Consider the following 13,535-nt stretch of genomic DNA (forward strand, 5'->3'; position numbering starts at 1 on the left):
GTTCGATCTCATTCCAGATCCCACGCCACGATCCGGCAGCCCGTCTTGGTGCAGATCGTGCCGATGAGCTGACGTGGATCGGTTCGCAACCACGATTCACGTACACTCGGACCTCGCCACGTAAGATTGTGCTCCAGCTCGAGGATTCCGAGCCAAACCCGCCGCTCGGCGCCATCGCGACAATCGAAGGCAAACAAGGGCAACGCGGTTGCGCTGCTCGTGACGTCTGCACACCCCGTGGTTCCTTTGAACGGATGGGCCTGACCCGCCCCCAAGTCCAGGACGAACATCTCGTTCGAGGGATCCGTATAGACCACGTACTGGCCCATGGAATAGGGCGTCCGGTTGAACACTGGCTGTTGCGTCCACGCTCTCGCCGCCACGACATCTAGCCATGTCGTGGCGATGGGAGCGTCCTCGGGAAACGAGTGGCGTTCGATTTCCCGAACATGCCGATTGCGGCTCCAGCTATCCGACCCCAGCAACACCTCCTCCGGCACCCGCACCACCCACTCCGGCGACCACAGATACCGATCCCACGACCCAACGCACCGCACCAGTGCCCGCGGTGGATCCAGCACCACCTCCTCCACCTTGCACGACTTGCCGAGCTCGAGCACCTGCTCCTCGCCGCGCGTGGTGTTCTGCATCACCACCTGCTCGGTCTCCTCGTCGAGAACCGCCCTCCAGCCTCCGGCCATCGCCCAGGTGGTCGGCGCGGTGCACCGATAGCCGTCGGGTCGCAGCTCCACCTTCTTGCACTCGTCGGAGAACTCGATCGGAAGGAACAGCGGCGCCTCGGCGGGATCGAGCCACGTGGGGCCCAGCCAGCGCTCGGTATCGGGACGGTGACCATCGTCGAGCCAGTGCCAGAACGGCTCGGTGGGCGGCGGCGGCGGCTTGCGAAGATCCGGCCAGTAGGCCAAGCGATACGGCGGATCCTTGCCCTCGTGCGCGTCGTCCTGACCGTCGCCGACCTCCCGCTGCTGCTCGAAGACCCACGCCTGCCCCGTGCCCGCATTGACCACCCACCAGCGAGGCTTCGCCTGCTCGTGTGGCCATAGCAGCACGACCTGCCCGTCGGAGGCGTGCACGACGACGTCGTGCAGCACCCCGCCCACCTCGGCCTGGCCGAACGCAACCCCGAGCTTGGTGTAGCTGCCGCGATGGAGCCGCTTCAAGACGGCCAGCACCTCGCCGGTGTCGAGATCGAGCAGCCGTGCCTCGAGCACGGGCGAGTCGTAGTCGGGACCATCCTGCACCAGTACGAAGCCACGGTTGGGCGCGAGCGGCCAGGGCTCGTCGGGCAAGCGCAGGTGCTTGCCTTCCATCAACACCTTGGGCTTGGGGAGCTTGCGCGGCTCGAATGGCGGCGCGTCCACCAGCCGCAGCTCACCGTGCTCGATGACCTTCACGTCGTCGGCCGTCACCCGGACCCGCCGAGCCGGCGTCGCAACCACCGGCTCGGGCGCCTCCACCGCGAGCTCGCCCGGCGGTGAGGACTCTGCGGTGGCCGAAGGTCCCGCGCAGCGGGCGTCACACGCAGCAAGGCAGAGCAACACCATGCTCGGTGCTCGCCAATGGTGACCACGTGCGGCGGTCGTCATCCTGGGCGCTCGAGACAAGCGCCGCGGATCCTCGCACACCACGACGATGACACCAATCCGAGGCGACGCGCCGCCCATCCGCGTCCGAAATCACCCACTTCCGCGTCCGAATCGTCGGTACGCCGTCAGACCGCCGGCCAGGCCGGGCCATGCTGACGACCGGAGGTTCCCCCCATCGTGATCACCCCCGTCGCCACCGTGATCTTCGCCATCGCCATGGCCCTTTCGCTCTCGGTCGAGGCCGACAGCTTCTTTCACACCGGCTCTCCCTCGGCCACCCCGAACGCGGAGGCCGCAGAGCACGAGGCCCTCGCCGAGGGCGAGACGGCCACGGCGGTCGCCGCCGACGGCTCGGTCGCCGAGACTTGACCGGCCAGCCCTCGTCGGCCGACAACACGCCGGGTCGACGTCGTGCAATGACCTCCCCACCCCCAGCGCTCGCGCGCGTGCGCAAGCTGCTCGCGCTGGCGACCTCCCCAAACCCGCACGAGGCGGCCCTCGCCGCGGCCCGGGCCCAGGCGCTGATCGAGGCCCACCGGCTGCAGGAGTGGCTCGACGCCGAGCAGCGGGTACACGAGGACCCCGATCCGATCGTCGACGCCCGCGACGAACCGCTCGAGGTGAGCCGACGGCTGCGCAAGTGGAAGGTGGTGCTGGCCTCCACGCTCGCCGAGGCCAACGACTGCATCGCCTATACGCTCGAACAAGGCCAGGAGCGAGCCATCGTGCTCGTGGGGCGGCTGCGGGATCGCGCCGCGGTGATCGAGCTATGGACCTGGCTGGTCAAGCGTATCGAGTGGCTCTCGGCCACCCACGGTGCAGGACGCTCGCGGCAGTGGCACGAGGCCTTTCGCATCGGAGTGGTCGACGCGGTGGCCGAGCGCTTGCGACACGGATCCGACGAGGCCCGGCACGAGCTGTCGTCCACCGCGCTGGTGAAGGTGGAGCCGCTGCGCGCGGCCCATCGAGAGGCGCTGCAGCGGTTCGCGAGCGAGCGGCTGGGTCTCTCCAGCGGGCGCGGCATCTCGGTGGACGCGCATGCGTGGGCCCGCGGTCGCGCGGCGGCCGACGACGTGGAGCTGCCCTGAGCGGGTGTGCCCGGGCCGCGAATCAACCGGCCCCCGTCGCGCGTACCATCGCCCCATGCGCCGCTCGCTGGTCGTCTCCCTCGCACTTGCCCTCGGGTGTACGCCGTCGCAGCCCAGCGCCGAGCAAGCCCCGAGCGCTCCCACTCCGGCTCCCGCTGCGCCGGCCCCGAGCCCGGATCCCGGCCAGGCCCCGGCGGCACCCCCAACGACCCCACCGCCAGCGCCTCCCGCGGACCCAGTCCCCACCGCAGCGAACGAGCTCCTCAACGGCCTGGTCCCCGAGGCCGAGCGCATCGCGGTCACCGACGCGGCCGCCAAGTCGCTCGAGCTTCGCGTGATCGACTTCGAGATCTGGGTCACCGATGGCACTCGCCGCGCCCCGCTCCGCATGCGGGCCGAAGAGGTCACCCGCACGACGCCGGGGCACGACGGCAGCGGCGAGCCCACGCTGGCGTTCGATTACACGGACGGCATGAGCTGCGTCGACGAGAGCAACCACGCCGAGCTCTCGGTCCGCTCGCTGCTGGCCCGGCTCGAGAACGCAACGGCGATGAAGCCCCACGTCGCGGACGACTTCGAGAGCTCCGCGCGGGGCTTTGCCCGCGCGGCTCGGCTCGATCCCTCCCTCGACGTGGCCTGGATCAACCTCGCATGCGCGCTGGCCATGCAGGGCAAGCGCGGCCCGGCGACCACCGCCCTCGCTCCTCTGCTCGAGCGCAAGCCGCTCTACACGATCCACAAGGTGATGTCGGATCCCGAGCTGGAGTCGCTGCGCGAGGTTCCGGCACTGGTAAGCAAGCGGGCCCCCAAGCCGGGCACGGCGAAGGTCCGCGAGCTCACCCTCGCCTACTCCGAGCACCTGTCGCTGGTGGCCGCGCGGCGCGTGGAGGACTCGTGGGGTGCGTGCAACTTCGTCGAGGATCTGCGGATCCTCGACGCCAGCACCGGCAAGGAGATCCTCACGCTTCCGCTGGTCGGCTGGGACGAGTCCGAGCCCGAGTGCGAAGACGACGCCCCCGATCGGCGGCTGCGCCCCGAGGCCAAGTCACGCGTGCAGGCGCGCCTCGACACCATGGATCGCTTCCTTCGCGACATGGGCTTTTCGGTCTCCGAGGGGCTCGAGCTGGTCGAGCCCGACGACGACGAGGGTCCCGCCGTTCGGGCCGCACTCCCCAAGGCCGGCTTCGAGCTCGTGATCGACGACGACGAGCTACGCGTGGAGAAGGCCGGCAAGACCCTCGTGGCCATACCGCAGACCGAGGCCCAGGGCATCACCCGGGCCGGTCACGATCCTCGCGCCGGCATCGCATTCATCGAGTGGTTCCACGACGTGCCCGAGGGCTGCGACGACGGCTCGGACGGAACCGGGTTCATCGTGGTTGCGCTACCGCGACCCATCCACTGAGCAGTGCCGGTCACTCGCCAACGGCCAGCGAGTCCACGTAGGCATTCGCCCAGGTCGCCTCGCGGCCCGATGGGGCATACACCCCGGCCTGGTACAGCCGGCTTCCGTCGAGCACCAGGCGGATCGTCGCATACATGCCATCCCCGGCGCGCAGCTCCAGGCGGCGGCTCGGAAACCCCCGGAATTCACGTGGATCGATCTCCATCAATTGGCCGCCGAATTCCCGCCGCATCTGCGTGACCGAGCCGTCGAGCGCGGCCTCGGGATCCGGCACGAGCAGCAGCTCGTTGACGTTGACTCCAAACTGGTGGCCATCGAACACCCCGCGGTGACCGATCAGCGGCGGCATGCCCGAGACGTCGCGCCAGCGACCCATGCGAGCGGGTGCCTCGACGCGATAGCCCCGCCGTGCATCGTGCAGCGGCCCCCGGCGTGGCTCGGCCCGTGCATCGAGCGAGTCGAAGAAGCGCTGCGCATCGACGGCCGAGGCGCCGCCCGTGACCTCGAGCGTATGGAGCCGCTCGTCCTGAACCAGCGCGCGCAACCACACCACACCGGCGCGGCCCGTGAGCGTGAGGCCGAGCCCGTGCTCACGCCACGGCGCCCGCTCGCTCACCGCCCACTTCGACGCCAGCTCGCGCTCGAGCTCCTCGAGCGCAGTGGCGACCATCGCGGGCCTCGAGACGATGGTGAAGGTCGCCCCGCGCCGCTCGGCCTGTAGCGTGCGGTGGTCGGCCGTGCTCGGCTCACCCGTACCGAACGAACGCGGCAGCGCGGGCATCACCACCTCGAAGCGCCCGCGCGCATCGGTCACCCATACCCAGTCCTCCGGAATCGCGCTCGGGTCCTCGTCCGCCCGTGCCGCCTCGACCCCGGGCTTGCTCTCGATGGGAGCGCCGGCGGACGGCTCGACCTCCGAAGAGCCACACGCCCCCGCGGCGGCCCAGACCACCACGATCCACGCCCTACCCCCCATAGTCTCCGCGCAACGCCTCGATGGTCGCGTCGTCGACCGCACCGGTCGCCGTGAGACCCTTGGCCCGCTGGAACCGACGCAGGGCGGCCTCGGTCTTCGGACCCAGCTGGCCATCGACCCGGCCGAAGTAGAGCCCGAGGTTGCGCAACCTCGCCTGCGCCCCGCTGTGGGTGTCCACCGGATCGAGCCCGCCCACGTGCAGCTCGTACTCCTCGGCCCCGTCCCGAAGCGCGAGCTTGGCCTTGCGAACTCCGATCGGGAGCGGCTGGTCGATCCACCCGTCGCCGTCGGTACCGGCCTCGATCACCTCGCCGTCGTCGTACTCGAGCCGGTACGCCTCGCCCGCGCGCGGCTCGTCGCCGTCGAGCAGCCGCAGCCGCAGCCGCAGGGGCACCACCGCCAGCTGGAAGGTCCCCACGGCGTCGGTCTGCACCGGCTCGTCACGCGACCGGCGAGCGGGCACCTGCACCACGTCGCCGGGAAGCAAGCAATTGGGATCCTTGCGCTGCTCTCGCAGCGCGTCGTTCTCGGGCTGCTCCCACAGCGACTGCGGCAGCCAGCCGTGCAGCGCCGCAATCGTGGCCATGCACTCGCCCTGCTTGACCCTATGCGCGCTCATTGGCCGCCTCCCAGCACGTGTCGCATGATGTCGAACAGGCACACCTCGGCCTCGGGGTGGTGGCAGATCGCATCGTGTGCCGCCCCCTCGCCCGTCACCCGGAATTGCCGGCGCTCGTGGTAGTCGGTCCGGTGCTCGACCACCGCGTGGCGCTGCCCGGGAAACAGCGCCTGCGCGCTGGGGGCCGGCACGGTGCCGTCGCCGTCGTCGCGGCGCACGAGCTCGAGCCCGCGGTCGGAGGGATTGGGCGTGCGATAGTAGAGGGTCCGCCCGTCGCTGCGACGCGCGTACCAGGTGGGGGGCGCTCCTCCCATCGGGCCCCCGTAGCCCCCGACCATGCGATAGTCGCGATCGTTGCGCGGCGGCAGCTCGAAGTGAGCGCCCATGTCCGTCTCGAGCCCATCGCCGTAGATCGCCCAGGTCTTGGGGTGCTTGTAGTCCTGCAGCCAGTCGTGAAAGCTGCGTGCGTCCTCGATGCGAGCCCGAACGTCCTGCTCGCGCGCAGGCGGCAGGGCGTAGCGCTCGGTCCGCGGGGCGAGCAGCCCCGGGGGCGAGTCCGGTCGCAGGTAGTCGTCCCAGCTCACCGGATCGATCGGCCGCCGCACCGGGTCCTCGAACTGCGTGACCGACAGCCATGGCTGGCTGCCCGTGTCGCGATACTGCGGCGTCACCATCAGCTGCATGGGCCCCGGCAGCGCGCTCAGGATCGTCTGGAAGCTCTCCCGCGACGTCCCCAGGATGTTGCGCAGCACGATCCCCGGCGGACTGAGCGCCCCGCCGTCGGGCCCCGCTCGCGCTCCGGTGAACATGCGGCGGTAGAACACCGCGGCCCCCAGCGCCGGCTGGGCGATGTGCACCACGCCCATGGCCTTGCCGGCAACGCCGGCGTCCTGCTTGAGCATGGCCCGCGTCACCAGCCCGCCCATGCTGTGGCTCACCAGGATGTACTTGCTGGCCGTATGCTCCCGCAGGATCTCCCCGATGCGCGTGGCCACGGCGCGCGCCGAGGTGCGGTTGTCCTGCCGCCAGTCGTAGCCCACCGCGTACACCGGGGTGGCGAACGCACCAAAGCGCTGCGCCTCGAGGTCACCCAGGAACCGACCGTAGAAGCCCCACGCCACCCCCGCCCAGCCGCGCGCGAGGCGATTGGCCGGAGGATCGCTGCCCGTGTCCATCACCGCGCCGTCGGTGGCCAGCGACAGCAACCGTCGCGTGGTCTCGGCTCGATTGGTGGCCCACCCGATCATGTTCCCCACGCTGTCGGGGTCCCAGCGATCGTCGGCCCCCAGCCGCAAGCGCGAGCCCATGACCCCGGGCACGAACACCACGGGGACGGTCTGGGTGCGCAGGGTGTTGTCGCCCACGCGACGGACCCGAATCGGCTCGTTCATGCTGACGGTTCCTCCCCCCCGGGCGCGCTCGTCGGAGCCGACGACGAGGGCTCCTCGTGCCAGCGGAGGCTGGCCAGGAGCGCATCGAAGGCCGCATGCAAGATGCTGGCTCGCTCGGGCTCGGCGGTCCCGAACACCTCCACCATGCGCACGTCCGTCGGCTCGACGGACCCCGCTTCGGCCCCCTGCGATCGGGGCGACCCGATGACAAGCCCGGCCCGCACCACGGCACGCTCGCGATGCGGCGGGGTGAGACCTCGCTGCCGATGACGGACCCACCATCCCCACGACCACGATCGCTCCTCGCGATCGAGCAGCTCGCCGCCCCTGGCATCCTCGGCCACGCCGTCGTCGAGCGCGGGCATGCTCGCCCCGACCGGGCGCACCGCCAGCCGCAGCCGCAGCCGATCCTCTGCATCCACGTAGGTTCGACTGCGCGGGCCCACCAGCGCTCGCGCGACGTCGAGCGCGATCGGTCCCACCCGCTCGCGCCGGTACTCGGGGCCGGCCGGCCGGGGCGCCGGCCCACCGCTCAGGCTCACACTCTCGAGCGTGGGCCCGAACCGCGGACCGAGCAGGTCGAGCGCGGCCACGCGCAGGTGCAGCTTGACATGGTCACCCTCCGGAAGGTTGGCCACCACCACCATCCCCGCGACGTGCTCGGCGTCGGGCCCGACCTCGTAGGCCAGGAACCACGCCCGCCGCCCGTCGAGCACGGTCTCCCCCTGGTCGAGCACCTGGCCGAAGGGGAACACGGTGGAGATCGACTCTCGCACCTCTTCGAGCACCGTGGTCGCGGGCGTCGCACCGCCGGCCGGAGCCTCGAGCTCGACCGTCAACGACTCGGGCCCGTCGTCGTCGCCGAATGCGTAGCGCGTGGCGTCCTCGAGTTCGGCCGGGGGCTGAAAGCCCACGTGGTCGATGACACACGGCACCTGCATCCTCGCCAATCCTAGCCGCTGGCGGTCGTTCGTGGGAGCCACCGTGTCGCATCGAAGCGACGGGCTCGGGGGCGGTGCTCGGGGGCGGTGCTCGACCGCACGAGCCCAATCCGGCGTCTTGGACGGCCGACAGCCATCCTGCTACGTTGCTCACCGCCGCTGGCCCTCCCGGGGATCCCCTTGGGACCCAGATCCCCAGAACCCTCGATCCTGGGCTGGGGCCGGGCCGGGGCCGGGACCACGCCCACGCCCACGCCAGGAGCGCACACGATGCCCGAGCTCACCGACTCACGACCATCACGGCGGCATCCGATCGAGCCCCGGCCGCCACGAGGGGCCGCGTGGCGCCGCGCGGCGGCGACCCTGGCCGTGCTCGGCGCGCTCGTGACCGGCGCGGCTGCTCCATCCTCGGCCTCGGCTGCGGTGAGCGCCCGGGGCGAGACCACCGGCTCGGTGCTGGGCATCGAGATGAAGGTCAAGCACTTCACGCTGGGCAACGGCCTGCGGGTGTTCGTGCTCGAGGACCACAGCACGCCCATGTTCGCGATGCACATCGCCTATCACGTGGGCTCGCGCGACGAGCAGCCCGGGCGCACCGGCTTCGCCCACCTGTTCGAGCACATGATGTTCAAGGGCAGCGGCAGCGTGCCCGACGGCGGCCACTTCAAGTACATCAACGAGGCCGGCGGCACGCTCAATGCGTTCACCACCGCCGACGTCACCCAGTACCACGAGGTGGTGCCCAGCCACTACCTCGACATGGTGCTGTGGCTCGAGTCCGATCGCCTGCGCTCGCTGGCGGTGACCGACGAGAACTTCGAGAACCAACGTGCCGCGGTCAAGGAAGAGAAGGCCATGCGGTACGACAACCGGCCCTACATCAAGGCGCTGCGGACGTTCTTCTCCGACGCATGGGCCGGCACCGGCTACGGACACACCACCATCGGCAGCGAGGAAGACCTCTCGGCCGCCGCCACCTCCGACATCCAGGGCTTCTTCGACACCTACTACGTGCCCAACAACGCGGTCATGGCCATCGTGGGCGACGTGGACTACGCCGAGGTCGAGCGCAAGGTCGACGAGCGCTTCGGCAACATCCCCCGCGGGCCCGACCGGGCACCGCGGCCGGCCATCGACCACAGCATGCGCGGCCCCTACGTCCGCACCATCGAGGACCCGCTGGCTCCCCAGCCGCTCTACCTCATCGGCTGGAAGACCGTCCCCACCCACGATCCCGATCACGCCCCGGTCCGCATCCTGATGAGCGTGCTGCTGCGCGGCGACTCGTCGCGCATCACTCGGCTGCTCAAGGACGAGCGTCGCATGGTGGTGGCCTCCGTCCCCACCGAGGGCATCGGCGGGGGCATCGACGCCGGCGTGGCCGCCGGTGCGTTCGTGCCCTCGCCCGGCCACGGCTTCGACGCCATCAAGGCCGTGGTCAAGGCCGAGGTGGGCAAGGTCAAGAAGCGCGGCATCAGCCCCAAGGAGCTGCAAAAGGCCATCAACCAGCTCACCGTCGACACGGTCTCGGATCTGGCCACCAACAACGGACGCGCCCGCGGCATCGCCCAGGGGGCGCTGTTCTACGACGACCCCGTGCACGCCCTCAGCGAGCTGGAGAGCTACCGCAAGGTCACCCCCAAGGACATCAAGCGCGTGGCCAACCGCTACCTCACCGACGACTGGCTCACCCTCGAGATCGTGCCCAAGCGCTGAGGACCCCATGCCGACCTCGATCGCCCGTCCCCCCCGCCAACAGAGCAACGCGCTCCGTCGTACGAGCGCCGCCCTGGCCCCATCGTCTCGAGGGTCGATCCGAGGATCGATCGGAGGGGTGCTCGGGGGGCTGCTCGCATGCTCGATCGCGTGCAACCCCACGGGTGAGACCGTCACGCCCGGACCCAAGCCCGGTCCATCCCCCACCCCAACCGAGACGGCGCCGGCCCAGGGCCGCCGCTGGCCCGCCCCTCCTCCGCCCACCGCCCCCAAGCCGGTGCGCTTCCCCGACGTGGCCAGCTTCCAGCTCCCCACCGGCCTGACCGTCTACATCATCGAGAACCACGAGGTCCCCATCGTCAGCGCTCAGCTCGTCGTGCGCTGCGGCACCATGGACGACGAGTTCCTGGCCGCGTTCGCGGCCCGCATGCTGGGCCAGGGCACCCAGAGCCGCACCAAGGCCAAGCTCGACGAGGCCATCGAGTTCGTGGGCGGCAGCCTCGGCGCCTTCGCGGGCACCCACGTCTCCACCGTGTTCGCCCACAGCCTGGCCAGCGACCTCAAGCTCGCGCTGCTGCTGATGGCCGACGAGGTGCAGAACCCGGTGTTCCCACCGGCGGCGCTCGACAAGGTCAAGCAGGAGGCCAAGGCCGAGCTGCGCAATCAGATGGCCCAGCCGGGCGTGCTGGCCGACACCCTGTTCAACCAGGTGGTCTACCCCGAGGGCCATCCCTACGGGCGTCCCGCTCCCACCGAGGCCAGCATCGACGCGATCGGACTGCCCGACGTGCGGCGGTTCCACTCCACGTTCTACCGGGCCAACAACGCGTTCCTGCTGCTGTCGGGCGACATCACGGCCGAGCAGGCCAGGCCGCTGGTCGAGCGTGCGTTCGGCACCTGGGCCACGGCCGAGCTGCGGGATCTGCCTCCCAACCCGCTCAATCGCTTCACGCGCTACACCCTGCCGTCCGAGCTGGTCGTGCACGTGGTCGACCGACCCGACGCCACGCAGTCCACCATCCGCGTGGGCAACCTGGCGCTGGCGCGCAACCACGAGGACTGGGCCGCGCTCGCGGTCGCCAACCAGCTGCTCGGCGGCGGCCCCAACGCGCGGCTGTTCCAGGATCTCCGCGAGGATCGCAGCCTCACCTACGGGATCTACTCCCACGTCGAACCGGGTCAGGCGCCCGGCACCTTCGTCATCGAGACCCAGACCCGCACCCCCACCACCGGGGCCATGCTCGCCGGCATCTTCGGGCACATCGCCCGCATCCGCACCGAGGACCCGCAGCGAATCGAATTCGAGAACACCGTGCGCGAGCTGGTGGGCTCGTTCCCGCTGCAGGTGGAGACCGCCGATCAGATCGTCGGCAAGGTCAACGAGCAGCTCGTCTACGGCCTGCCCCGGGACTACTGGCGAACCTACCGCGACGGCCTCGCGCAGGTGGAGCTCTCCGAGGTCCGCAAGGCGGCCCAGCAGTACATCCACGCGCTGCCGGTGGTGGTGGTCGTGGGCAACGCGGCCGAGGTTCGACCGCAGATCCAAGAGGTGCTGCCGACGGCAAAGGTGATCGAGTACGACGGCCAATTGCGGAAGAAGTAGCGCTCGTCACCCCTCGCGGCGCCAGTGCCCCGACTTGCCGCCGTCCTTCTCGAGCAGCACGACCGCCTCGACCGCCATGCCGCGGTCCATCGCCTTGCACATGTCGTAGATCGTCAGCGCCGCCACGCTGGCCGCTGTCATGGCCTCCATCTCGGGGCCCGTGCGATCGATCGCCCTCACTTCGGCTCGCACCTCGACGCCCGGCAGCGACTCGACGACCTCGAACGTCACGTCGACCGCGGTCAGCCGTACCGGATGACACAGCGGAATGAGCTCCGCACAGCGCTTGCTCGCAGCGATGGCCGCGATGCGAGCCACGCCCAGCACGTCCCCCTTGCCCACCCCGCCCTCCGTGATGCGCCGAAGCGTGGCCGGGGCCATACGTACACGAGCCGCAGCCACCGCTCGCCGGGGCGTCTCCGGCTTGCCCTCGATGCCCACCATGTGAGCCGCCCCCGCGGGGGAGAAGTGAGTCAGCGGGTCATCGCTGGACATGCGGGCATGGTAGCCCGGAAGGGACCGATTTCGACGCGCAGCCGACTCACCCGCCCCCGCTGGCCGGGTTTGCGCCAGGCGTGATATCCCTGCCCCGCGCGCGGGAACGGCTTTCATGAGAATCGGAATTCCCAAGGAGATCTTCGAGGGCGAGCGGCGGGTGGCGGCCACCCCCGACACGGCCAAGCGCCTGCAAAAGCTAGGGTTCGAGGTGCTCGTGGAGTCGGGCGCCGGTGAGTCCGCGAGCTTCCCCGACGACGCCTACACGGCCGTCGGCTGCACCATCGTCGACGGCCCCACCCAGCTCTACACCGACGCGGACATCATCGCCAAGGTCCGGCCCCCGGGCTACCACCCGGTCGCGGGCACCGAGGAGGTCGAGCTGATGAAGGAGGGCAGCACGCTCATCTCCTTCATCTGGCCGGCGCAGAACGAAGCCCTGGTGGAGATGCTGCAAGGGCGCAAGGTCACCTCGCTGGCGATGGACCAGGTGCCCCGCATCAGCCGGGCGCAGAAGCTCGACGCGCTCTCGTCCATGGCCAACATCGCGGGCTATCGCGCGGTGGTCGAGGCCGCCAACCACTTCCCGCGCTTCTTCACGGGGCAGATCACCGCCGCAGGCAAGGTCCCACCGGCCAAGGTCATGGTGATCGGCGCCGGCGTGGCCGGCCTGGCCGCGATCGGGGCGGCCCGTGGCCTGGGCGCGATCGTGCGGGCATTCGACACCCGACCCGCCGTCAAGGAGCAGGTCGAGAGCATGGGCGCCGAGTTCCTCGAGCTCGACTTCGAGGAGGACGGCGCCGGGGCCGGTGGCTACGCCAAGGTGATGAGCCCCGAGTTCATCGCGGCCGAGATGGCGCTGTTCCTCGAGCAGGCCCAGGAAGTCGACATCATCATCACCACCGCGCTGATCCCCGGCCGCCCCGCGCCACGGCTCATCACCCGTGAGCACGTCGAGGCCATGCGCCCCGGCTCGGTGGTCGTGGACCTCGCGGCCGAGCAAGGCGGCAACTGCGAGCTCACCCAGCCCGGCAAGGTGGTCAAGCACAACGGCGTGACCATCGTGGGGCACACCGATCTGCCCAGCCGCCTCGCCGCCGTGGCCAGCCAGCTCTACGGCACCAACATCGCCCATCTGCTGGACGACATGGGCAAGGCCGAGGGCTACCACGTCGACATGGACGACGAGGTCGTCCGTGGCGCCCTCATCACCCACGAGGGCAACAAGACCTGGCCGCCCCCCAAGCCGCCCGAGCCCTCGCCCTCGGAGGCCAAGAAGGCCGAGCCCGCCCCGGCCCCCGTGGTGGTCAAGAAGGGCGGCCACGGCCAGCCCAAGGAGCCCGGCTCGCCGGTGCCGCTGCTGCTCGCCGGCGCCGCGCTGCTCGGCGTGGGCGTGGGCGCACCGCCCTCGTTCCTCTCGCACTTCACCGTGTTCGTGCTCGCGATCTTCGTGGGCTGGCAGATCATCTGGAACGTCAGCCCCGCGCTGCACACCCCGCTGATGAGCGTGACCAACGCGATCAGCGGGATCATCATCATCGGCGGCATGCTGCAGGTCTCGGGGGCACCGATGTCGGCCACCGTGATCCTGGGCGCGGCCGCGATCCTCGTCGCCACCATCAACATCGCCGGCGGCTTCCTGGTCACCCAGCGCATGCTGCAGATGTTTCGAAAGTAGCCAGCCCTCCGCGCCC

General features: G+C 70.4%; 12 protein-coding genes. 6 read left to right on the forward strand and 6 right to left on the reverse strand.

Going from position 1 to position 13,535, the window contains the following annotated elements; all coding sequences use genetic code 11:
* Positions 1–8: 8 nt before the first annotated feature.
* Positions 9–1,565: a hypothetical protein gene (locus OEB96_RS43850; RefSeq protein WP_266222958.1), complete on the reverse strand. Its 1,557-nt coding sequence runs from the start codon at positions 1,563–1,565 to the stop codon at positions 9–11.
* A gap of 219 nt (positions 1,566–1,784) precedes the next feature.
* On the opposite strand from OEB96_RS43850, the gene OEB96_RS43855 reads away from it, so the two are divergent.
* From OEB96_RS43855 to OEB96_RS43865, 3 genes are read left to right on the forward strand one after another with little or no spacing between them, the layout of a single operon-like run.
* A complete protein-coding gene (locus OEB96_RS43855; RefSeq protein WP_266222959.1) occupies positions 1,785–1,976 on the forward strand; it encodes a hypothetical protein in 192 nt (63 codons plus the stop codon).
* 47 nt (positions 1,977–2,023) lie between these two features.
* Positions 2,024–2,695: a DUF7168 domain-containing protein gene (locus tag OEB96_RS43860; protein WP_266222960.1), complete on the forward strand. Its 672-nt coding sequence runs from the start codon at positions 2,024–2,026 to the stop codon at positions 2,693–2,695.
* A gap of 55 nt (positions 2,696–2,750) precedes the next feature.
* Complete coding sequence (locus OEB96_RS43865) at positions 2,751–4,100, forward strand: tetratricopeptide repeat protein (RefSeq protein ID WP_266222961.1); 1,350 nt, start codon at positions 2,751–2,753, stop codon at positions 4,098–4,100.
* A gap of 10 nt (positions 4,101–4,110) precedes the next feature.
* Here the strand turns inward: OEB96_RS43865 and OEB96_RS43870 are convergent, their stop codons facing one another.
* The 4 genes from OEB96_RS43870 to OEB96_RS43885 are packed head-to-tail and all read right to left on the reverse strand — an operon-like array spanning position 4,111 to position 8,027.
* Complete coding sequence (locus OEB96_RS43870) at positions 4,111–5,055, reverse strand: hypothetical protein (protein WP_266222962.1); 945 nt, start codon at positions 5,053–5,055, stop codon at positions 4,111–4,113.
* 10 nt (positions 5,056–5,065) lie between these two features.
* Positions 5,066–5,695 (reverse strand): peptidoglycan-binding domain-containing protein, encoded by a 630-nt coding sequence (locus tag OEB96_RS43875; RefSeq protein WP_266222963.1) that lies wholly within the window; start codon positions 5,693–5,695, stop codon positions 5,066–5,068.
* Positions 5,692–7,086: an esterase/lipase family protein gene (locus OEB96_RS43880; RefSeq protein WP_266222964.1), complete on the reverse strand. Its 1,395-nt coding sequence runs from the start codon at positions 7,084–7,086 to the stop codon at positions 5,692–5,694. The genes OEB96_RS43875 and OEB96_RS43880 overlap by 4 nt, the downstream gene beginning before the upstream one ends.
* Positions 7,083–8,027 (reverse strand): hypothetical protein, encoded by a 945-nt coding sequence (locus OEB96_RS43885; protein WP_266222965.1) that lies wholly within the window; start codon positions 8,025–8,027, stop codon positions 7,083–7,085. Before OEB96_RS43885 ends, OEB96_RS43880 begins: the two co-directional genes overlap by 4 nt.
* Positions 8,028–8,297: 270 nt before the next feature.
* On the opposite strand from OEB96_RS43885, the gene OEB96_RS43890 reads away from it, so the two are divergent.
* On the forward strand, positions 8,298–9,743 hold the full coding sequence (locus OEB96_RS43890) for a M16 family metallopeptidase (protein WP_266222966.1): 1,446 nt from the start codon (positions 8,298–8,300) through the stop codon (positions 9,741–9,743).
* Between the two features lie 118 nt (positions 9,744–9,861).
* Positions 9,862–11,346, forward strand: a complete 1,485-nt coding sequence (locus OEB96_RS43895; protein ID WP_266222967.1) for a M16 family metallopeptidase — start codon at positions 9,862–9,864, stop codon at positions 11,344–11,346.
* Between the two features lie 6 nt (positions 11,347–11,352).
* Here the strand turns inward: OEB96_RS43895 and moaC are convergent, their stop codons facing one another.
* Positions 11,353–11,841 (reverse strand): cyclic pyranopterin monophosphate synthase MoaC, encoded by a 489-nt coding sequence (gene moaC, locus OEB96_RS43900; RefSeq protein ID WP_266222968.1) that lies wholly within the window; start codon positions 11,839–11,841, stop codon positions 11,353–11,355.
* A 115-nt stretch (positions 11,842–11,956) separates the two neighbouring features.
* On the opposite strand from moaC, the gene pntA reads away from it, so the two are divergent.
* Positions 11,957–13,519 (forward strand): Re/Si-specific NAD(P)(+) transhydrogenase subunit alpha, encoded by a 1,563-nt coding sequence (gene pntA, locus OEB96_RS43905; protein ID WP_266222969.1) that lies wholly within the window; start codon positions 11,957–11,959, stop codon positions 13,517–13,519.
* Positions 13,520–13,535 lie beyond the last annotated feature (16 nt).

This window comes from Paraliomyxa miuraensis (genome assembly GCF_026337845.1).
GTDB classification, from domain to species: Bacteria; Myxococcota_A; Polyangia; order Nannocystales; family Nannocystaceae; genus Paraliomyxa; species Paraliomyxa miuraensis.

Excerpts from the sequence above, each read along its gene's own strand:
- OEB96_RS43850 (WP_266222958.1), bottom strand. The coding sequence starts at position 1,565 with ATGGTGTTGCTCTGCCTTGCTGCGTGTGACGCCCGCTGCGCGGGACCT.
- OEB96_RS43860 (WP_266222960.1), top strand. The coding sequence starts at position 2,024 with ATGACCTCCCCACCCCCAGCGCTCGCGCGCGTGCGCAAGCTGCTCGCG.
- OEB96_RS43865 (WP_266222961.1), top strand. The coding sequence starts at position 2,751 with ATGCGCCGCTCGCTGGTCGTCTCCCTCGCACTTGCCCTCGGGTGTACG.
- OEB96_RS43875 (WP_266222963.1), bottom strand. The coding sequence starts at position 5,695 with ATGAGCGCGCATAGGGTCAAGCAGGGCGAGTGCATGGCCACGATTGCG.
- OEB96_RS43880 (WP_266222964.1), bottom strand. The coding sequence starts at position 7,086 with ATGAACGAGCCGATTCGGGTCCGTCGCGTGGGCGACAACACCCTGCGC.
- OEB96_RS43885 (WP_266222965.1), bottom strand. The coding sequence starts at position 8,027 with ATGCAGGTGCCGTGTGTCATCGACCACGTGGGCTTTCAGCCCCCGGCC.
- OEB96_RS43890 (WP_266222966.1), top strand. The coding sequence starts at position 8,298 with ATGCCCGAGCTCACCGACTCACGACCATCACGGCGGCATCCGATCGAG.
- moaC (WP_266222968.1), bottom strand. The coding sequence starts at position 11,841 with ATGTCCAGCGATGACCCGCTGACTCACTTCTCCCCCGCGGGGGCGGCT.
- pntA (WP_266222969.1), top strand. The coding sequence starts at position 11,957 with ATGAGAATCGGAATTCCCAAGGAGATCTTCGAGGGCGAGCGGCGGGTG.